The sequence below is a fragment of the Caulobacter sp. GW822-FHT01G02 genome, assembly GCF_058802865.1.
In genome coordinates, this window is sequence record NZ_JBXAON010000006.1 from 209,313 (window position 1) to 228,694 (window position 19,382).

Sequence of the window (19,382 nt, forward strand, 5' to 3'; positions counted from 1 at the left end):
CTTTAGGTCTTGATGCCGGGTCCCGCCGCGTTGACCCAGCCCACCACGTCGCCCAGCACCTTGGCCACGGCCTGGTCGTAGGCCGGCACGATGGCCGAGACGCGGTTGTCGGCGGCTTTCACCCTGGCCTCGAAGATCTGGTCGCCGACCAGGGCCCGGTCGCTGTTGCGGTTCAGGACGCCGCGCACGCGGACCACGATCTCGGGAGCGGCCTTGGGGCCGTTGACGTAGTCGGCCTCGAACTTTCGAACCTCCAGGCGCAGCACCAGGTCGGCCTTGGCCACCTCGCCTCGACCGATCAGGCGAGCGCGGCCCGGATCGTTGTCGAACGCGCGGGCGATGGCTTCCTCGAACAGGATGAAGGCTGGGGAAACCCACCGCGCGTCGGCGATATAGGCCACTTCGCCATTGGTCACGGTCAGGAGGCGGTCGCCCGCCGCGGCGCGGGTGAAGGCCGACGGGGCCTTCAGAACGCCGAACATCGCGCCGGGAGGGCTCTTGGCGACGCTGAGGTCAGCGTCGCCGAAGCGATAGGTGGTCACCGGCTTGGTCTTCGGGAAGACGCTGATGCAGGCCGAGAGGCTGAACGCCACGGCCGAGACGGCCAGGACGCGTCCAAAGGTCTTGGCGACGTTGCGGATCATCGGGCTCACGGCTTGACCTCCACTTCCTTGGCTGGGGCCTTGCCGACCACGCCACGGGGGTTCTGTTCGACGTCGGCGACCAGGCGGTCCAGGGACTCGGCGGCCGACTGCAGGGTGACGATGGCCGCCGAGAGTTGGGGCAGGCCGGTGCTGGCGAAATCGCTGGTCGGGCCTTCCAGCTTCGAGATCATCGAGCGGGCGTCCTTGGCGGCGGCCTTGAGCTCGGCGGCGGCGTCGCCGGCCTCCTTCAAGGTGCGCTTGGCGTCGCCATCGACCAGACCGTTGGCGCTGTTGGCCAGGTTGGTGATCGACTGAGCCGTCGCATCGATGCTCTGCAGAGCCTTCTGCGCGTCGGCGATGATTTCCTTGCGCTCGCGCAGCTCGGCGGTGACCGCCTGGACGTCGCTGAGCGAGGCGCTGAAGGTCTTGATGTTCTTGTCCGAAAGCACGCGGTTGACGCGGTCCAGGGCCTCGATGGTTCGTGTCAGAACCGTGCCGCCGCCCTCGAGCAGGTCGGAGAGGGCGCTGCGCTGGCTGCGCAGGACGGGGACCTTGCCGTTCTTGACGGTGTCCTTCAGCAGCTCCTTGTTCGGCGAGCCGGCGGTGATCTGCACGTAGTTGACGCCGGTGATGCCTTGCGGCTCCAGCGTCGCGTAGCTGTCGACCTTGACCGGCACGTCCGAGGTCATGCGGACGCGGGCGATGACGCGGTTGGGATCGGTCTTGTCCAGCTCGATGCGGCTGACCTCGCCGACCTTGATGCCATTGAAATGGACCTCGCCGCCCGTCGACAGACCGCGCACCGGACCGATGAACAGGATGTCGTAGAGATCGTAGTCCTTGCTGAAGCTGACCTTGGCCAGCCAGACCACGAAGATCACCAGGCCCATGAACAGGGCGAGGGATATGGCCCCGACCAGGGCGTAGTTGGCGTTTCTTTCCATCAGACGTTCGTCCTTGCCTCGGCCAGAGCCTCGGCGGTCGCGGCGGCGCGTCCCCGGGGGCCCAGGAAGTATTGCTTGATCCAGGGGTGATCCGAACGCTCGAGTTCGCGAACGGGCGCCACCGCGACGACCTTCTTGTCGGCCAGGACGGCGACACGGTCGGTGATGGCGTAGAGACTGTCCAGGTCATGGGTGATCATGAACACCGTCAGGTCCAGGCTGTCCGACAGGTCCTTGATCAGGGAGTCGAAGGCTTCGGCCCCGATCGGGTCGAGACCGGCGGTCGGCTCGTCCAGGAACAGCAGTTCGGGGTCCATGGCCAGCGCGCGGGCGAGACCGGCGCGCTTGCGCATGCCGCCCGAAAGCTCGGCCGGCTTCAGGAGCGCGGCGCGGGCGGGCAGGCCGACCATGGCGATCTTCAGGTCGGCGATCTCCTCGATCTCGCGGCGAGGCAGCTTGGTGTGCTCGTAGAGCGGCGCGGAGACGTTCTCGCGCACGGTCAGGTTCGAGAACAGCGCGCCCTGCTGGAACAGCACGCCCCAGCGCCGCTCGACCGACGACCATCGCCGACGCGAGGCCGTGCGCATATCGCCGCCGAACAGCCGGACCGTGCCGCCGTCGGGGGGCTTCAGGCCGATGATGGTGTTGAGCAGCACCGATTTGCCGCTGCCCGAGCCGCCGACGACGCCCAGCACCTCGCCGCGCTCGACCTTGAGGTCAAGTCCGTCGTGGACAATGTTGTCGCCGAAAGCGGAGACTAGGCCCCGCACGTCGATCGGGTGCCTCTCGGCTTCGGCTGTGTCGACGAAGGGCTCGGACTCGGGCGCGTTCTGTGTGGAGCGGGTCAAATGTCCAGCTCCATGTAGATCAGGGCGAAGACCGCATCGATCAGGATGATGGCGAAGATGGCGTGCACCACGGCCGCCGTCACGCGTCGGCCCAGGGACTCGACGTCGTTGCCGACCTCCATGCCCTGGCGGCAGCCGATCGCGGCGATCACCGCGGCCATGACCGGCGCCTTGGACATGCCGATCCAGAAGTGGGTGGCGCCGACGAAGTCGATGATCCGCTGCAGGAAGAAGGTCGGCGACAGATCCAGCACGGCCCAGACCACCAGCATGCCGCCGGCCAGGCCCGCGATCGTCGCCACGAAGACCAGCAGCGGAATGGTGAAGAGCAGGGCGGCGAAACGCGGCAGGACCAGCGCCTCGTAAGGGTCCACGCCCATGACCTGCATGGCGTCGATCTCCTGGTTCATCTTCATCGAGCCGATCTCGGCCGCGAAGCTGGAGGCCGAGCGGCCGGCCAGCAGGATGGCGGTGATCAGGATGTTGAACTCGCGCATCACCGAGATGCCGATCAGCTCGACCGAATAGACCTGGGCCCCGAAGTCGGTGAGCATGTTGGCGCCCAACAGGGCCACCACCGCACCGATGAAGAAGGTGGTGACCGCCACGATCGGCATGGCGTCGAGGCCGGCGCGCTCGCACAGGGCCACGATCGGCGCCCAGCGGATACGGCGCGGGTCGACGACGCAGCGGCCCAGGGCGACCAGCAGGTGGCCCAGGAAGATCATGGTGCCGTAGCCGTCCTGGAACAGGCCGAAGACGCCGCGGCCGATCCGCTCAAGCAGGGCGTGGACGCCGCCTGGGCGAATCGTCGGCTCGGGCTCGACCTGGATGGCGGCGCGGACCAGCTCCAGCAGGCGCAGCACCTCGCGGCGGGCCTGGACGTTCTGCGGCTCAAGGTTTTCGCCGCCCGCGCGCAGAATCGCGTAGGCGCCGGCGGTGTCGCAGCGATTGACGCCCGTGAGGTCCATGTCGAGCGCGTGCTTGCTGGAAAGGGCGCTATCCAGGCGCAGGCCCGCGTCGAGCAGCCCCCGTGCGGTCCAGTCCCCGGTCAGCACGGCGGTCGTGCGGCCGTCCTGGTCGGTCAAGGTGAAGTCCGCCGGTAAAGCCATGAAGTCCTGGGGGCTCGTTTCCTGGTTATATCCAAGCCCGGCCATGGACCTGACAAGCCCAAAACGCGCCAAGGCGCAGCTTGTTGCTGGATAAGGCCCGCGAGCTCGAAAAAAGGCCGCGTGCTCGCCACGCGACATAGTGGTGCAGCAGGGCCGCGCGGGGAGGTGAACTTTAGTCTTGGTTAACGGATTCCCTTCACGAACATGGCCGACGAATTCCTATGTGCCGGACTGGAGTACTAACGCATGAGCGCGCACGCCAAGCTTGATCAGCGAATGGCTTTCATGCGTTTCGACGAGCGTTCGCGGTCGGCTCTGCGAGGCCTCAAGCCCGTGATCGACGCCGAGATCAACGGCGCGCTGGGCGCGTTCTACGCCCAGGTTCGGGCCTTCCCCGAAACGCGCGCCAAGTTCCGCGACGACGCCCACATGGCCGGCGCCGAGCGCGCCCAGGCCGCGCACTGGCGCAGGATCGTCCAGGCCGACTATAGCGACACCTATGTTCGCGATGTCGAGCGGATCGGTCGCGCTCACGTCAACGCCGATCTGCAGCCGCGGTGGTATATCGGCGGCTACGCCCTGGTGGCCGAGGCGCTGATCCGCGCCGTCGTCGCCAAGCGGGCCAAGGGCCTGTTCAGCAACGCCGCCAAGTCGGACGCCGACCTGGCCGACGGCCTCTCGGCCCTGACCAAGGCCGTGTTCCTCGACATGGAACTGGCCATCTCCAGCTATCTCTCGCTGCTGCAGGAAGAGCGCGAGGCCCTTGAGGTCGAGCGCGAGGCCGCCGAGCAACGCCAGGCCCAGGCCGTCAAGGCGGTCGGCGAAGCCCTGTCGCGCTTGGCCGCGGGCGACCTGTCGGCCCGCGTCGAGGGTGATCTGGCGCCCGAGTTTCAGGGCCTGAAGGTCGACTTCGAGCAGGCTGTCGGCGCCTTGGGTGAGGCCATGCGCTCGGTAGAGCACTCGGCCGGCGGCATTCGCTCGGGCGTCGAGGAGATCGCCCGCAGCGCCGAGGACCTGTCGGAACGTACCGAACGGCAGGCCGCCACGCTTGAGCAGACGGCCGCCGCCGTCGAGCAACTGACCGGCGCCGTCGGCAGGACCGCCAAGAGCGCCCGCGAGGTCTCCTCGCGCATCACCGAGGCCTCGACCGAGGCCGAACGCTCGGGCGACATCGTCACGCGCGCCGCCGAGGCCATGACCAAGATCGAGGCCCAATCCTCGCAGGTGAACCAGATCCTGGGCATGATCGACGAGATCGCCTTCCAGACCAACCTGCTGGCCCTGAACGCCGGCGTCGAAGCCGCTCGCGCCGGGGATAGCGGCAAGGGCTTCGCCGTCGTGGCGCAGGAGGTGCGGGCCCTGGCCCAGCGCTCGTCGCAGGCGGCCAGCGAGATCAAGTCACTGATCACTGAATCGAGCCGCCAGGTCAGCGAGGGCGTCGACCTCGTCGGCCAGACGGGCGCGGCGCTGCGCGGCATCCACGAGAAGGTTGGCGGTATCGACGAACTGGTCAACGCCATCGCCGCCTCGGCCAGCGAGCAGGCCACGGCCTTGGGCCAGGTCAATTCGGCCGTGAACCAGCTGGATCAGGTGACCCAGCGCAACGCCGCCATGGTCTCGCAATCGACCGAAGCCACCCATGCCCTGCGCGTCGAGGTGGCCGACCTGTCGAACCGCGTCGGTGTCTTCCGCCTGGACGGCCGTCCGCAGAGCTTCCAGCCGGCTCACCGCGAAGAGTCCGCCGAGAACCCGGTCCACGCCGCCCGGGCGCGCGTCGCCGCCTTCGCTCGTCCGGGGCGCTAGGGTCTACTTCGGCGGCGGAGCCGTCGAGGCGCGGTGGATCAGTTCGAACGGCAGGAGCTCGTCCACCGGTCGTTCGGGCGGATCGTTGCTCCTGGCTTGAGCGATCAGCAGCTTGGCCGCCACCGATGACATCTCCGCCACGGGCTGACGCACGGTCGTCAGCTGCGGGCGGCTGAAGCGTGAGCTGGGGCTGTCGTCGAAGCCGGCCACGGAGACATCGCCCGGCGTCATCAGCCCGGCCTCGGCGATCGCCGCGATGCAGCCCAGGGCCATGTCGTCGTTGCTGGCGAAGATCGCCGTCGGGCGCTCGGGCAGGGCCAGCAGAGCCTTGGCCTGCTCCAGGCCCGACTGGAAGGTGAAGTCGCCCTGGCGCACCCAGTCGTCGACCACAGGCAGGCCGCGCGCCTTCATGGCCTCAAGATAGCCTTGCCGTCGCGCCTGGCTGGCGCCGTAGCGCGGCTCGCCGACGATAAAGCCGATCCGTCTGTGGCCGAGGGCGGCCAGGTGCTCGGTCATCTCGCGGGCGGCGGCGACGTCGTCCATATGCACGCGGGGGCCAAGGCCTTCGGCGCGTTCGGGGCCGACGCGAACATAGGGCGTGCCGGTCTTGTCGAGGATTTCCAGCACGCCGGGATTGTCGGAGGAGGGCGGGGTCAGGATCACGCCGTCCGGCTTCAGCGCGGCGATGAAGCCGGCCACGTCCTGGCGCACATTCGGGCCGTCGTTGTCGATCAGCTCGATCAGCAGGTGATAGCCGGCCTCGCGGCAGCGCAGGGTCGCGCCCAGTTGGATACGGCTGAGATAGTCGGCCCCGCGCTCGCTCTGCCAGTGGTCGATGGTCAAGGCCGCGTCGACGAAGACGGCGATCACGAACGAGCGCGAGCCGGCCAGGCTGCGCGCTGACAGGTTAGGGCTGTAACCAAGCTCGCCAGCCGCCTCCAGGACACGATCGCGCATGGCGGGCCGTACGTTCGGCTCCTTGTTCATCACCCGCGAAACGGTCTTGATCGAGACGCCCGCCCGCGCGGCGACGTCGTAGATCGTCACCGAGGCCATCAGACCGTCCCGATGCTGTTCTGACTCATGCTCATAGAGCCAACCTAGAGCGTCCCCGCGCGATAGGGAAACTCCCTGCTCACCCACACGCGACCCCTTGTGCCGCAACGAAGGCGCGGCCACTGTCCGGACCGGACGCGGCGAAAGACCGCGACGAGCCCGTTGAAAAGCGGGCTCTATCAAAAGCGTTCGGGAGCGTGGCGGTCGCCGTGTTCCTGGGGGAGGTGATGAGTGCGGCCTGACGATGGGGCCCGGCCCAAGGAGCCGGTGCGCGCGAACTTCATCGCCGCCTATACCCTCGCCCAGATCGGGGCCTTTGTTTCGTTCCAACCGCTTCTGCAAGTCCTGCTGCCGCTGAAGGCCGAGTCGATCGACGCGGCTTCCAAGGCGGTGGTGCTGAGTCAGGTCGCCTTCTATGGCGCGATCGCCGCCAGCATCGCCAACCTGCTGGCCGGAGCGATCAGCGACCGCACCACCTCGCGCTTCGGCCGCCGGCGGCCCTGGATGGTGGTCGGCGCGATCGGCGCGTCCCTGGCCTATCTGGCGATCATGAACGCCAAGACGCCGCTGGCCCTGATCGGCGGCGTTATCCTGTTCCAGCTGACCTTCAACCTGTGTTTCTCGGCCCTGGTGGCCGTCATGCCCGACCGGGTGCCCGACACCCAGAAGGGCATGGTGGCGGCTTTCCTCAGTCTGGGGAACCCAATCGGCTCGGCCGCCGGCGCGGTGATCATCGGCGGCCTGCTGGTCGTCGAGTGGCAGCGCTACGCGGTGATCTCGGCGGCGCTGCTGTTGGGCCTGGCGCCCTTCGTGCTGCGCCTGAAGGACCCGCCGCTGGCGAAAGCCGATGTGCCGCCGTTCCACCTGCGGGAGTTCATCGCCGGCCTGTGGGTCAGCCCGCGCGAGCATCCCGACTTCGCCTTCGCCTGGGCCGGCCGGTTCATGGTGCTGGTCGCCCTGAGCCTGGTGCAGAGCTACATGCTCTACTTCCTGCAGGACGTGGTGGAGTATCCGCGTCTCTTCCCGGGTCATCGCTCGGAGGAAGGCCTGGCGATCCTGGCGACGGTCTCGACGGTCTTCAACGTCGCCTGCGCCATGGTGGGCGGGGTGCTGTCGGACCGGATGCAACGGCGCAAGCTGTTCGCCTTCGGCGCCGCCCTGACCATCGCCGCGTCGATGGTCGTGTTCTCGCTGACCTCGGACTGGAACGTGCTGCTGGCCGCCTATGTCGTCTATGGCTGCGGGGCGGGTTGCTACTGCGCCGTCGACATCGCCCTGGTCACCCAGGTGCTGCCTTCGCAGCGCGATGCTGGCAAGGACCTGGGCGTGATCAACCTGGCCAACACGCTGCCTCAGGCCTTGGCGCCGGCCCTGGCCGTATGGAGCCTGGGGCCGACCCACGGGAACTTCCAGCTGTTCTTCCTGATGGCCGCGGGGCTGGCTTTGGCTGGCGGTCTGGCGATCCTGCCGATACGAGGGGTGCGCTAACTACCGCCTCAGGGATCGCCTTGCCCCAGTTCCGCGTCGTCACCGATCCCGAAGATCCCGCCGTCGCCCCGTTCCGGGCGATCAAGGAGCGGGACCTGGTCGGGCGCGAGGGCCTGTTCATCGCCGAGGGCGAGACGGTGCTGCGGGCCTTCGTTCGCGATGCGCCGCGGCGCGTGGTCTCGCTGCTGATCGATCCGAAGCGCAAGGACAAGCTGGCCGACGTCTTCGCGGGTCTGCCGGAGGACGTCCCCGTCCACCTCGCCGAGCAGGCGGTGGTCGACGCCATCGCCGGCTTTCATCTGCATCGCGGCGTGCTGGCGGTGGGGCGCAAGCCCGATCCGATCCCGGCGCGCGACCTGCTGGCCGGCCTGCCGGCGCGAGCGATCGTGCTGGTGCTCTGCGGCATCGCCAATCACGACAACATCGGCGGCATCTATCGCAACGCCGCCGCGTTCGGGGCCGACGCGGTGATCCTCGACGCCGATTGCTGCGATCCGCTGTATCGCAAGGCCATCCGCGTTTCGGTCGGAGCGGCGCTGTCGATCCCCACGGCCAAGCTCGATCGCGGGGAGGACATCGCCAACCTGCTGGCCGCGACGGGTTTCGAAGGCTTGGCGCTGAGCCCCTCGGCGACCGAGATCCTGGCGCGGCTGACGCCCGCGCCCCGAACGGCGGTGCTGCTGGGCGCCGAGGGACCCGGCCTGACGCCCGAGGTCATGGCGCGGGCGAGGACCATCGGCATCCCGATGGCGGGCGGTTTCGACTCCCTGAATGTCGCCACGACCAGTGGGATCGTGCTGCATCATCTTCGGTTCGCACAGGGCTAGGAAACCGGTTTCCCAGGCACTAGGGTCCGCCAGAACATCCCGTCAGAAGGCTAGATCCATGCTGAACCGTCGCGGCGCCCTGGCGACCTTTGTCACCGGCTTCCTCGCTTCGCTGGCGGCCAAGAGTGTCGAGGCCGCGCCCGTGGATCAGGATCCGACCGAAACCATCGTCCTGTGGCCAGCCGGCGCGCCGGGCGGCGAGGCGGTCACCGTCACCGAGCAGATCCTCGAACGGGGCGATCCCAACGGCGTGCGCGACCGGGCCATGGCCCATACCCGCAAGCCGGTGCTGATGGTGTTCCGGCCCAAGACCCCGAACGGCGCGGCGGTGATGCTGATCCCCGGCGGCGGCTATGTGCGGGCGGTGCTGGACAAGGAGGGCTACGAGATGGCCCGCTGGCTGAACCAGCGCGGCTACACCTGCTTCGTCCTGTTCTATCGCATGCCGGGCGACGGCTGGACGGCGGGCGCCGACACGCCGCTGCAGGACGCCCAGCGCGGCATCCGACTGATCCGGTCGCGGGCGGCCGAGATGGGCTTCAGCCCTGACCGCGTAGCGATCATGGGCTTCTCGGCCGGCGGCCACCTGGCGGCCAGCCTGACCACCCGCTTCGCCGACAAGACCTACGCCTCGGTCGACGCCGCCGACGATCTTTCGGCCAAGCCCAACCTGTCCGGCCTGATCTATCCGGTGATCAGCATGGACCCGGCCATCGCCCACGCCGGTTCGCGCAAGGAACTGCTCACCGCCGACGCCTCGCCCGAGCGGGCCGCGGCGATTTCCCCCGAGCGCCTGGTGACGACAGGCCTCTCGCCGGTGTTCCAGTTGCACGCCGCCGACGACAAGTCCGTGCCGGTGGACAACAGCCTGGTGATGTTCGCGGCGCTGAGGGCCAAGGGCGTGCCGACCGAGATGCACATCTTCGAGGAGGGCGGTCACGGCTTTGGCCTGCGCGGCACGCCCGGTAAGCCCGTGGCGGCCTGGCCCAGCCTGTTCGAGACCTTCGCCAAGCGGCACGGGATCTAACAGAGCCTCAGCAGTCCGCCTTTTCCTTCAGCTTCCAGGCGGCGATCTCGGCGTCGCGGAACTTGATCCACTCGCCGCGCAGCACCGCCGGCCGTTTGCCGTGGCGTTCCTCCAGGAACTCCGCGCCGACCACGCGATCGGTGCGGAAGGTGCGGAACGCCTCGCGCAGTTCGCACCAGGCGATGATCATGCGGATCGTCTCGCGATAGCCGACCGTGACCGGCCAGATCACCCGCGCGCTGACCGCGCCGGCCCCGTCGCTGTAGTCCAGGCGGATCTTGCGGCCGGCGTGGATCCAGGCGCGGACCTGGGCGACGTCGATGCGGTCGGTTTCGGGCTTCCAGGCCGGTGAGGCGCCGATCGCCGGCTCCAGCACATAGGGCCGCAGACGATCGGGCACGGCGGCGGCGATCTTGCTGATCAGGTCGTTGGCGGCCTTGGCCAGGACCGGATCGCCGCGCCCGGCCACCCACTGCGCGCCCAGCACCGCCGCCTCGATCTCGTCCGGGGTCAGCATCAGGGGCGGCATGTCGAAGCCGGCCTCCAGCACGTAGCCGATCCCGGCCTCGCCGCGGATGGGCGCGCGCTGGCCGACCAGGGCGGCGATGTCGCGATAGACGCTGCGTTTCGACGTCTCCAGTTCGGCGGCTATGGCGTCGGCGGTCACCGGCGCGCGACTGCGGCGCAGGATCTGGATGATCTGGAAAAGGCGTTCGGCGCGTCTCATGGGCTCGAATATCGGCGATCGCTACTGACAGCATGCTGGCAGTAGCCTGGCGGTAGCAAGTCGTCACCACGACATTCGTGATGGAGAGGGACGATGATCACGCTATTCGCCGCCGGAGCCGGGTTCGGGCTGCCTGAGATCAGCCCCTATGTGACCAAGACAGAGGTCCAGCTGATGATGGCTGGTCTCGACTACAAAAAGACCAAGGGCAGTCGCGAGACCGCGCCCAAGGGTCAGTTGCCGTGGATCGAGGACGCCGCCGTGGCGATCGGGGACTCGACCTTCATCCGCGCTCACATCGAGCAGAAATACGAGATCGATCTCGACATCGGCCTGTCGGGCAAGGAGCGCGCCCAGGCGTGGGCGATCGAGCGCATGATCGAGAACCAGCTGGGCTGGGTGTCGGCCTATTTCCGGCACCTCGATCCGGCCAACTTCGCCAAGGGCGCCGCACGGTGGTTCGACGAGGCGCCGGAGCATGTGCGGGAAGATCTGAGGCGCGGCCTGCAGGAAGCGATCGCCGCCAATATCCGCGCGGTCGGCGTCGGCCGTCATCTGCGCGAGGAGGTCGTCTGGCTGGGCGGCCTGTCGCTACGCTCGCTGGATGAACTGCTGGAGGACAAGGCCTATCTGATGCGCGACAGCCATCCGGTCGGCGTCGACGCCACGGCCTTCGCCATGCTGGCGGGGATCATGACGCCGCACTTCGAGTCGCCGTTGCGTCGCGAGGCCGAGAGCTATCCGCGTCTCGTCGACTATGTCGGGCGGATGATGGCCCAGTTCTATCCGGCTCACCCGTGGGGGCTTCGGCAGGCGGCGTGAAATTGGCGGGAACGGGACTGTAACCAAAGAGGTCCATCGTCCGAATGACCCACGGGCGCTTGTCGGCGCCGAGCAGGGGAGCAGGCGATGGCCATCAGCGGCGACTACCCACAGCCGGTCACGGTGAACGGTTTCTCGTGCAAGAACTGCACGGACGTCGACTATGCCAAGAAGCACATCGATCCGGCCCATCCCAAGGATGGGCCCTACGGCGTCAACGCCAAGGATCACGACGCGGAAAAGGACAAGGCCCGCGCCGGTTCGCGGAAGGCCTGGTCCGAGCCGGGCGTGGCCCTCGACGTCGAGATTTGAGAGCGCTAACAAATTGGTCGTACAAATCTGACCGAATTTGATGAATTGGTCAGGCCATTTTTCGTTGCGCGCCTAGCCAATTTCGCTAGGGTGGGTTGGCGCGATGGAATGGAGCTCACCTCCGTTCAATCGCTTGCTCGTCGACCACAGGCGTTGCGTACCTTGCGCCAACCTCCTCCCGGGGCGGCCGACGATGGCGGCCGGAGTCCTCCCTCCGGTCGCCCCGCCGGGAGGGTCTGGTAAGGCCACCTCCGGATCGGATGCTTGTGAGCCGACTGGACGCGCGCTAGTCCTGTGTGACGCGCCGATCGTGGCGCCTGTCTGTGGCCCTCGTGATGTCGACCTCTTCGCCGGATTCAAGGCTCTATCAGCAGGTCGCCGCGACGATCAGCGGCGCGATCGCCGACGGCGTCTATCAGCCGGGCCATCGCCTGCCGTCCGAGCGCGACCTGGCCGACGAGTTCGGCGTCTCGCGTCCCACTGTCCGCCGCGCCGTCATCGCGCTGGAGATGCGCGGGCTGCTGGAGGCCCGCCAGGGCTCGGGCGTCTATGTTCGTCTCGACCAGCCGCCGCCGCCGGTGAAGGACCTCGACATCGGGGCGTTCGAGCAGGCCGAGGCGCGTCGTTTGTTCGAGGGCGAGGCCGCGGCCCTGGCGGCCACCCTGATCACCGACGAGGAGTTGGCCTATCTTGAGACCCTGGTCGCCGAGATGAACAGCGACGCCTCGACCAAGGAGCAGTCCGAGCTGGCCGACCGCCAGTTCCACATCTCCATCGCCCAGGCCACGCGCAACAACGCCGTGGTGCGGATCATCGAGAGCGCCTGGGACCTGCGCTACCGTTCGCGCCTGTGCATGCAGATGCTGGAGAAGGCCCGCCACGTGCGCAAGCGGCCGCTGAAGGACGAACACCAGGAGATCGTCGAGGCCCTGCGGACGCGCGATCCCAAGGCCGCGCGCGCCGCCATGCAGACCCACCTGGGCGGGCTGATCGAGAACCTGCTGCTGACCGCCGAACTGGAGGCCATCGAGCGCACCCGCGAGAGCCTGGCGGCCAAGCGCGAAGAGATCGCCCTCCGCGCGGCCAGCGCCGCGAAGTAGGGAAGAGCGCGGCCAGCGCCGCGAACTAGACCCAGCGCCCTCCATAAAAGCCGGCTGGATCCGCGGCGGATGCGGAGTGCGCGGCGGCCGACGTGGAGGCGAGCGGTGGCGATTGGATGCCGCGGGCTCATGTCGACCACATATTGGTATGTCCAAATAATGGTAGATGGTCAGGCCGCTTATCGAGCGGCGCCGTTCCGCGAGCGGATTTGGCCTGGGTGGGTGACTTCGTTGTCCAATCCAACGGTTGGCTGGGGGAGCACGAGCTGGTGACAACGTTAGCATGGAATCGGGCGCGTTCAGCCTTTACGGCTTTACGATCAGATTGGTAATGTCAGTTTCGCAACCAGTGAAACGGGGGATGGATGCGCGTCTTGGAGCGACCGCCGGTGAAGGCGGCGACCGGCCAGCAACCTTCCCGAAGTGGAGGCCAGTTCGGCCGATGAGCGTTCAGATGGACTATCGTGAGAGCACCGATCGCGCCGGCATGAGCCGCATGACGGTGCGCGAGCTGCGCGACACCTTCGTGATCGACAGGCTGTTCCGGCCGGGCGAGCTGTCGCTCAGCTATCTGGAGATCGAGCGGGCGGTGGTCGGTTCGGCGACGCCGACCGATACGGCTCTGAGCTTGCCGACCCACAAGGAGCTGGCCTCGCGGTTCTTCTGCGAGCGCCGCGAGGTGGGCGTGATCAACATCGGCGGTTCGGGCGTCGTGACCCTGGACGGCGAGCGCTTCGATCTGGCCCGTCACGACAGCCTCTATATTGGCCGTGGAACCGAGGTCGTCAGCTTCGAGAGCGACGATCCGGCCGATCCGGCCAAGTTCTACTTCGTCAGCTACCCGGCTCACGCCAACCACCCCAGCAAGCGGGTGCGGCGCGACGAGGCCAGGACGATCCAGGCGGGGGAGGCGACGACCGCCAACCGCCGGGTGATCCGCCAGGCTATACGCCCCGGCGTCGTCGACACCTGCCAGCTGGTGATGGGCTTCACCGAGCTGGCCGACGGCAATGTCTGGAACACCATGCCGCCGCACACCCATCGCCGGCGCAGCGAAATCTACATGTACTTCGACACCGACCCCGGCCGGGTCATGCACCTGATGGGGGAGCCGTCCGAGCCGCGCGCGGTGTTCATGGACGAGGGCGAGGCGGTGTTCTCGCCCAGTTGGTCGATCCACAGCGGGGTCGGCACCTCGAACTACACCTTCGTCTGGTCGATGGGCGGGGAGAACCTGGAATTCGACGACATGGACGTCCTGGCGGTCTCGGATCTCGGCCCGAATATCTAAGACCAGGCGCCTGGACGAAACGCATAAGAACAAGACGGGAGGAAACGCATCCATGACCTTCAAGACGCTTCTGAAGGCAGTCGCGGCCGCCGCGATCCTGGCCGGCGGCGCGGCGCCGACCATCGCCGCGCCCCGAGCGGCTGGGAAGGCCGCCGTCGTCAGCGTTCCGGCCTCGTCGGTCGACGCGGCCGGCCGCAAGGTGGCGGCCTGGCAACTGGCCCACATGGACAACTTCGACTACGTGCCGGTCACGGCGTTCCGCAAGGACACCGAGGCCCCGCGCGACTGGATCCAGGCGGCCTTCTATATCGGCCTCTATACTTTCGCCGACGCGACCCAGGATCCGTACCTGACCACGGCGATCCTCAAGCATGGCGAGGCCGAGCAGTGGGGCTTCGACCACCGTCCGCGCCACGCCGACGCCGACGCCACCGGCGCGGTCTGGGTCTGGGCCGCTGGTCGCACCAAGGACCAGAGCAAGCTGACGCCGATCCGCGCCCGCTTCGACGCGGTGCTGGCCGACCCGTCCAACGTGTCGCTGGACTTCGAGCCGAAGCCGGCCAAGGGCGACCCCTATTGCCAAGCCCGCTGGTGCTGGAGCGACGCCATCTTCATGGCTCCGCCGGCCTGGGTCAGCCTCTCCAAGGTCACCGGCGACAAGCGCTACCTGGAACACGCCGACAGCGAGTTCTGGGCGACGACCGACTATCTCTACGACAAGACCGACCACCTCTATTTCCGCGACAGCCGCTTCATCAACCGGCGCAGTGACGCGGGCGCGAAGATCTTCTGGGGCCGCGGCAACGGCTGGGCCTATGCGGGCATCGCCCGGATCCTGCAGGACCTGCCGGCAGGCCATCCGAGTCGCCCGAAGTACGAGGCGATCTTCAAGCAGATGTCGGCCAAGATCGTGACTCTGCAGGGCGCGGACGGCTACTGGCCCGTCTCCCTGCTGGAGCCGCAGAAGACACCGGAGACCAGCGGCACGGGCTTCTTCGTCTACGGCCTGGCCTGGGGCGTGAACCACGGCCTTCTGCCGCGCGCCAAGTACGGCCCGGCGATCGATAGGGGCTGGAAGGCGCTGGACGCGGCGATCGAGCCGGACGGCCGTCTGGGCTGGGTGCAGCGCGTCGGCGTCGCCCCCGACCAGGTGGGCCGCGACGATACTCAGCTCTATGGCGTCGGCGCGTTCCTGCTGTCGGTCAGCGAAGTTCGCAAGCTGGCGCAAGGCTCCGCTTCCAAAGGTCAGACCTCGCGTTAAGATGGACCCGCTCCATTCTAAGCGAGGTTTGATGCGCGCGGCGCAGGATCCCCAGAAGCTCTACCAGCAGGTGGCCCGCTCGATCGCGGCCTCGATCGCGGAGGGACGCTATGTTCCGGGCGACCGTCTGCCATCCGAGCGGGGACTGGCCGACTCGTTCGGCGTCAGCCGGCCGACGATCCGCGACGCGATGATCGCCTTGGAGTTCCAAGGGCTGGTCGAGGCCCGGCAGGGCTCCGGCGTCTACGTCACCGCCCGGGTCAAGCCCGAGGAGGACGCCGCCGAGGCCGAGGTCAGCGCTCTGGAGCTGACCGAGGCCCGCCGCCTATTCGAGGGCGAGGCCTGCGCCCTGGCCGCCGCCGCCGTCAATGACGAGCAGATCTCGGGGCTGGAGCGGATCGCCCGCGACCTGGACGCCCTGGCCGCAACGGAGGATGGCGAGCGGCTGGAGCACGACTTCCACCTGGCGGTGGCTCATGCCACCCGCAACGCCGCCATCGTCGCGGCGGTCGAGGAGATCTGGACGTTGCGCCGGCAGTTTCCCGACTGCTCCGGTCAGTTGCGCCGCGTGCGGCTGGCCGATCCGAAGAGCTTCGCCGAGGATCACCACCGCATCGTCGCCGCCTTGCGCGACCGCGATCCCAAGGAAGCGCGGCGGGTGATCCACGATCACCTGAACCGCACGGTCGAGGCTCTTCTGTCGATGGCGGAGCGCGACGCGCTGGAGCGGACCCGCCGCGAGATGGCCGAACGCCGAGACGAATTGTTGCGTCGGACCACCATCTGACGTTGTTTCCGACGGTCGCTGTCCCGCCGCGATAATTCGCCGCACAAATCAAGGGCTTGCCGTCACTGGGCGGCGCGTGCTCACGTCCCCTTAAGGGAATCAGGGGGTACTGATGTCGGATAAACTCGCGCCTGCGAGCGTTGAAACGGTGCTGAAGGCGATCTCGACCGAGATGTCGATCGCCGCGGTGGCGTGCGGACATCTGGACGTCGCCCTCGGCAAGATCCTGGAAGTCGTTCCGGACGAGCATCGCTTGTCGGTCATGCAGGAACTGCACACGGTCGACCTGCTGGCTCAGCACATCACGGCCATCACCGACTTCACCGGCAATCTGTCGCAACAGCACGGCCAGGGCGTTCTCGAGGTCAACGACTCGCTCAACGCCATCACCCTGGGCGACGTCGCCGCCCGCCTGCGCGCCTCGATCTCGGCCGAGTAGGCTTGCGGCGGGCGACTGCCGTCAGGCCGCTATATCAAGGCTGCGCCGGGATGGTGTTGATCATCCACGGGATGCCGAACTTGTCGGTGAAGCTGCCATAGCCCGGCGACCAGAAGGTCGCGGCGAAATCCATGCCGACCTTGCCGCCTTCCGAGAGCGCGTCGAACACGCGGCGCGCCTCGGCGGGATCGTCCGTATGATAGGTGACGTCGAAGCCGTTCTTGGGCTTGTCGATATTCGGGGCGAACTCGGGCGGCATGTCCGCGCCCATGATCGCCTGGTCGCCGATCTCCAGCCAGGCGTGCATCAGCCAATCCTTGTACCGGGCGTCGACCGGCATGTCAGGCGGGCCTTCGCCGAAGGGGTAGGCGGCGGTGACCTTGCCGCCCAGGACCTGGGCGTAGAAATCGAATGCCTGGCGGCATTCGCCTTTGAAGCTGAGGCTTGTGACGATCTTCACGGTAGTCTCCTCGCTGTGTCCTGGGCGCTAGGGCGGCCCTTTGCAGCCGACCCTAGCGCAGGACCGTGACGGGAGACAGACAGTCTACGCAGCCCCGATCTTGTTGCCGTAGCCGATGACGATGGTCGCCAGGATCAGCAGGGCGATGCCGCCCCAGACCGTTGCTTTCACGCCCGGGCGGGCGTCCTTCCACTCGCGCAGGGCAAAGCCCCAGACGGTGCCGAAGATGATGATCGAGGCCATGTGCAGGGTCCAGCTTGAGAAGCCGAACTTGCCCATCTGGCTCTCGCCCATCGTGTAGAAGAAGAACTGGAAGTACCAGGCTGTGCCCGCGAGAGCGCAGAGCAGGTAGTTGGCCAGCAGCGGCGGTTTGGCCTTGGCGGCCTCCTGGGAAGGGGCCTCTTCGGACGGCGCCGCGCCGCCCAGCCATTGGCCGGCGCTCTTGTTGCGGACGATCAGGAAGCCGCACCAGACGCCGTTGGTCAGCAGGCCGCCGAACATGACAAGGCACAGCACCGGCAGGCCGGTCCACAGCGGGCCGGTGCCAGCCGCGGCCGACAACGCCTTGATCGGCTCGCCCGCCGCCAGACCGAAAGCGAAGCAGGCCGACATGATCCCCGAGAAGATCGCCACGGCGACGCCCTTCTTGAAGTCGAACTCGGCGATGACGGCCTTCTTGGCGTCCTCGGAGAGGGCGGCGTCCTTGCGCGCGCCCGCCAGGGCCACGACGACGATGCCGGCCAGGGTGATGACGAGGCCCAGCAGGATGATGCGGCCCGAGGCGTTGTTCAGCAGCTTCTCGGCGAAGTCGCCTTGGACGATCGGCGGGATCAACGTCCCGAACACCGTGCAGAGACCTAGGACGACGGCCATGCCCAGCGACAGGCCAAGGTAGCGCATCGTCAGGCCGTAGGTCAGGCCGCCGAAGCCCCAGAGCACGCCGAACAGGATGCAGAGGCCGGCGATGTTGCCCGGCACCTGGCTCATCACGCCTATCAGGTCGCGGGTCTGGATCGCCGCGAAGAACCACGGAGCCAGCAGCCAGGAGAAGATCCCCCCAGTCAGCCAGAAGATCTCCCACGACCAACGGCGCACGCCGCGATAGGGCACGTAGAAGCTGGCCGAGGCCAGGCCGCCCAGCCAGTGGAACAGCACGCCGAGCAGCGGATTGGGCGTCATGGTCTTCTCCCGTTCTTGTCTTTGTTATGGTGTGTCATGCGAGGTGGAACAGGGTGTCCAGCGGCACGCTGACCGGCGATTTGTCCGGATTGACTTCCATCAGCGGCGCCATGGCTTCCCACCAGCGCCGCATCACCGGATGGGCGGGCAGGTCGTCGAGTCTCTCGGGCGTGGCGCACCACATCACGGCGAACAGGGCGTTCGTCTCGGGATCGTGGTGGATCGAATAGTCGGAGATCCCGCAGCTTTTCAGCAACTCCGCCAGCTCCGGCCACAGGGCGTCGTGCCGGCGGCGGTACTCGCCCAGCCGGCCGGGTTTCAGCCTCATGCGGGTGGCGATCTTGCGCATCAGAGGTCCAGCCCCAGGCGGTAGAGGCGGTTGGCGTTGCGGCCGAACAGGTCGCGGCGCTCGTTCTCGCTGAAGCCGGCGGTGATGGCGGCATAGGCGGTCAGGTGCCTGTCCAGGCTGCCGAACAGCTTGTCGGTCGGCACATCGCTGGCGAACATGCAGCGATCGGTCCCGAAGATCTCGATGGCTTCGAGAATGAGGGGCCGGATCTGCTCTTCCGTCCACTGACGGTGGACGAAGCCGAAGCCCGACAGCTTGGTCGAGACATGGGGCAGGGCGGCCAGGGCCTTCATGCCCTCGCGCCATTCGGCTTTGTCGGCGTCCACGGGCATGCCGGCGTGGTTGATCATCACCGGCGTGTCGGGATGGCCGGCGAACAGGTCGACCAGGCCCAGCATCTGCCCGGGATAGCACTGAAGGTCGAAGGACAGGCCGTATTTGGAAAGCAGGCCAAAGCCCGCGCGCCAGGCTGGATCGCCGGTCACGTCGCGCGGCGTGTAGGTGCGCCGGGGATCGGCGTGCCAGTTGACGATGTGGCGGACACCCCGAACGCTGCGATGGGCGGCGTGAGCCTCCAGCAGCCCCTCGACATCCGGCGCGTCCAGGGCGGCGAAGGCGACGAGGCCGCTGGGCAGGCCGCGCTCGTCCGACAGCGCCTGCAGCCAGCGGGTCTCGTCCAGCGCCGAGGCGCCTTCCGCGCCCGCGTCCACATGCACCGCCCCGACGACGTTCCAGGCCTTGGCGTCGGCCAGGTAGTCGTCCAGCAGATAGGCGTGCGCGATCGCCTCGACGCTGCCGTTCGGGCCGTTGTCGTCGAACGGCGGCGTCAGCCAGGGATAGCGGATGCGCTCCAGGTCCCACAGGTGGATGTGCGCATCGACAAAGGGCAGGGCGCCCATGGGTGTC

The 19,382-nt window shown here is 67.7% G+C and carries 21 protein-coding genes; 11 read left to right on the forward strand and 10 right to left on the reverse strand.

The annotated features are described in order from the left end of the window. Nucleotides 1-2 precede the first annotated feature (2 nt). Genes AC1RNC_RS18620 through AC1RNC_RS18635 form a run of 4 tightly spaced genes read right to left on the reverse strand, consistent with a single transcriptional unit; the run spans nucleotide 3 to nucleotide 3,548 of the window. Nucleotides 3-653 (reverse strand): ABC-type transport auxiliary lipoprotein family protein, encoded by a 651-nt coding sequence (locus AC1RNC_RS18620; RefSeq protein ID WP_492887794.1) that lies wholly within the window; start codon nucleotides 651-653, stop codon nucleotides 3-5. Then, entirely contained in the window at nucleotides 650-1,588 is a 939-nt protein-coding gene (locus tag AC1RNC_RS18625) for an MlaD family protein (RefSeq protein WP_125158792.1), read from the reverse strand. Before AC1RNC_RS18625 ends, AC1RNC_RS18620 begins: the two co-directional genes overlap by 4 nt. Then, a complete protein-coding gene (locus AC1RNC_RS18630; RefSeq protein ID WP_492887795.1) occupies nucleotides 1,588-2,436 on the reverse strand; it encodes an ABC transporter ATP-binding protein in 849 nt (282 codons plus the stop codon). The genes AC1RNC_RS18625 and AC1RNC_RS18630 overlap by 1 nt, the downstream gene beginning before the upstream one ends. Further along, a complete protein-coding gene (locus AC1RNC_RS18635; RefSeq protein ID WP_492887796.1) occupies nucleotides 2,433-3,548 on the reverse strand; it encodes an ABC transporter permease in 1,116 nt (371 codons plus the stop codon). Before AC1RNC_RS18635 ends, AC1RNC_RS18630 begins: the two co-directional genes overlap by 4 nt. A 246-nt stretch (nucleotides 3,549-3,794) precedes the next feature. Here AC1RNC_RS18635 and AC1RNC_RS18640 point away from each other — a divergent pair, with 246 nt between their 5' ends. Continuing rightward, the gene (locus AC1RNC_RS18640; RefSeq protein WP_492887797.1) at nucleotides 3,795-5,351 is read left to right on the forward strand and encodes a methyl-accepting chemotaxis protein; all 1,557 of its coding nucleotides are present in this window, start codon (nucleotides 3,795-3,797) and stop codon (nucleotides 5,349-5,351) included. 3 nt (nucleotides 5,352-5,354) lie between these two features. Here the strand turns inward: AC1RNC_RS18640 and AC1RNC_RS18645 are convergent, their stop codons facing one another. After that, nucleotides 5,355-6,407, reverse strand: a complete 1,053-nt coding sequence (locus AC1RNC_RS18645) for a LacI family DNA-binding transcriptional regulator (RefSeq protein WP_492887798.1) — start codon at nucleotides 6,405-6,407, stop codon at nucleotides 5,355-5,357. Nucleotides 6,408-6,638: 231 nt separating this feature from the next. Here AC1RNC_RS18645 and AC1RNC_RS18650 point away from each other — a divergent pair, with 231 nt between their 5' ends. Genes AC1RNC_RS18650 through AC1RNC_RS18660 form a run of 3 tightly spaced genes read left to right on the forward strand, consistent with a single transcriptional unit; the run spans nucleotide 6,639 to nucleotide 9,749 of the window. Next, nucleotides 6,639-7,895 (forward strand): MFS transporter, encoded by a 1,257-nt coding sequence (locus AC1RNC_RS18650; protein ID WP_492887799.1) that lies wholly within the window; start codon nucleotides 6,639-6,641, stop codon nucleotides 7,893-7,895. A gap of 20 nt (nucleotides 7,896-7,915) precedes the next feature. Beyond that, a complete protein-coding gene (locus AC1RNC_RS18655) occupies nucleotides 7,916-8,722 on the forward strand; it encodes a TrmH family RNA methyltransferase (protein ID WP_492887800.1) in 807 nt (268 codons plus the stop codon). A 58-nt stretch (nucleotides 8,723-8,780) separates the two neighbouring features. Continuing rightward, nucleotides 8,781-9,749: an alpha/beta hydrolase gene (locus AC1RNC_RS18660; protein ID WP_492887801.1), complete on the forward strand. Its 969-nt coding sequence runs from the start codon at nucleotides 8,781-8,783 to the stop codon at nucleotides 9,747-9,749. 7 nt (nucleotides 9,750-9,756) lie between these two features. Here the strand turns inward: AC1RNC_RS18660 and AC1RNC_RS18665 are convergent, their stop codons facing one another. After that, entirely contained in the window at nucleotides 9,757-10,476 is a 720-nt protein-coding gene (locus tag AC1RNC_RS18665) for a helix-turn-helix transcriptional regulator (RefSeq protein ID WP_492887802.1), read from the reverse strand. Between the two features lie 93 nt (nucleotides 10,477-10,569). Here AC1RNC_RS18665 and AC1RNC_RS18670 point away from each other — a divergent pair, with 93 nt between their 5' ends. The 7 genes from AC1RNC_RS18670 (at nucleotide 10,570) to AC1RNC_RS18700 (ending at nucleotide 16,488) form a co-directional block, all read left to right on the forward strand. Next, nucleotides 10,570-11,298 carry a glutathione S-transferase family protein gene (locus AC1RNC_RS18670; protein WP_492887803.1) on the forward strand — a complete coding sequence of 243 codons (729 nt, stop codon included), beginning with the start codon at nucleotides 10,570-10,572 and terminating at the stop codon, nucleotides 11,296-11,298. An 87-nt stretch (nucleotides 11,299-11,385) separates the two neighbouring features. Further along, nucleotides 11,386-11,610: a hypothetical protein gene (locus AC1RNC_RS18675; RefSeq protein ID WP_492887804.1), complete on the forward strand. Its 225-nt coding sequence runs from the start codon at nucleotides 11,386-11,388 to the stop codon at nucleotides 11,608-11,610. 335 nt (nucleotides 11,611-11,945) lie between these two features. Further along, nucleotides 11,946-12,710, forward strand: a complete 765-nt coding sequence (locus AC1RNC_RS18680) for a FadR/GntR family transcriptional regulator (RefSeq protein WP_492838035.1) — start codon at nucleotides 11,946-11,948, stop codon at nucleotides 12,708-12,710. A 442-nt stretch (nucleotides 12,711-13,152) separates the two neighbouring features. Next, nucleotides 13,153-14,001 carry a 5-dehydro-4-deoxy-D-glucuronate isomerase gene (gene kduI, locus AC1RNC_RS18685; protein ID WP_492887805.1) on the forward strand — a complete coding sequence of 283 codons (849 nt, stop codon included), beginning with the start codon at nucleotides 13,153-13,155 and terminating at the stop codon, nucleotides 13,999-14,001. Between the two features lie 52 nt (nucleotides 14,002-14,053). After that, nucleotides 14,054-15,262 carry a glycoside hydrolase family 88/105 protein gene (locus tag AC1RNC_RS18690; protein WP_492887806.1) on the forward strand — a complete coding sequence of 403 codons (1,209 nt, stop codon included), beginning with the start codon at nucleotides 14,054-14,056 and terminating at the stop codon, nucleotides 15,260-15,262. Between the two features lie 31 nt (nucleotides 15,263-15,293). Further along, entirely contained in the window at nucleotides 15,294-16,049 is a 756-nt protein-coding gene (locus AC1RNC_RS18695; RefSeq protein WP_492887807.1) for a FadR/GntR family transcriptional regulator, read from the forward strand. 112 nt (nucleotides 16,050-16,161) lie between these two features. Then, a complete protein-coding gene (locus AC1RNC_RS18700) occupies nucleotides 16,162-16,488 on the forward strand; it encodes a DUF8776 family protein (RefSeq protein ID WP_492887808.1) in 327 nt (108 codons plus the stop codon). Between the two features lie 34 nt (nucleotides 16,489-16,522). On the opposite strand, the gene AC1RNC_RS18705 is transcribed toward AC1RNC_RS18700, so the two are convergent. The 4 genes from AC1RNC_RS18705 to AC1RNC_RS18720 form a co-directional block, all read right to left on the reverse strand. Then, the gene (locus AC1RNC_RS18705) at nucleotides 16,523-16,948 is read right to left on the reverse strand and encodes a VOC family protein (RefSeq protein ID WP_492887809.1); all 426 of its coding nucleotides are present in this window, start codon (nucleotides 16,946-16,948) and stop codon (nucleotides 16,523-16,525) included. Nucleotides 16,949-17,032: 84 nt separating this feature from the next. Beyond that, on the reverse strand, nucleotides 17,033-18,127 hold the full coding sequence (rhaT, locus tag AC1RNC_RS18710; RefSeq protein ID WP_492887810.1) for an L-rhamnose/proton symporter RhaT: 1,095 nt from the start codon (nucleotides 18,125-18,127) through the stop codon (nucleotides 17,033-17,035). A gap of 34 nt (nucleotides 18,128-18,161) precedes the next feature. Continuing rightward, complete coding sequence (locus AC1RNC_RS18715; protein WP_492887811.1) at nucleotides 18,162-18,476, reverse strand: L-rhamnose mutarotase; 315 nt, start codon at nucleotides 18,474-18,476, stop codon at nucleotides 18,162-18,164. Further along, on the reverse strand, nucleotides 18,476-19,375 hold the full coding sequence (locus AC1RNC_RS18720; protein ID WP_492887812.1) for an amidohydrolase family protein: 900 nt from the start codon (nucleotides 19,373-19,375) through the stop codon (nucleotides 18,476-18,478). The genes AC1RNC_RS18715 and AC1RNC_RS18720 overlap by 1 nt, the downstream gene beginning before the upstream one ends. Between the last annotated feature and the right edge of the window lie 7 nt (nucleotides 19,376-19,382).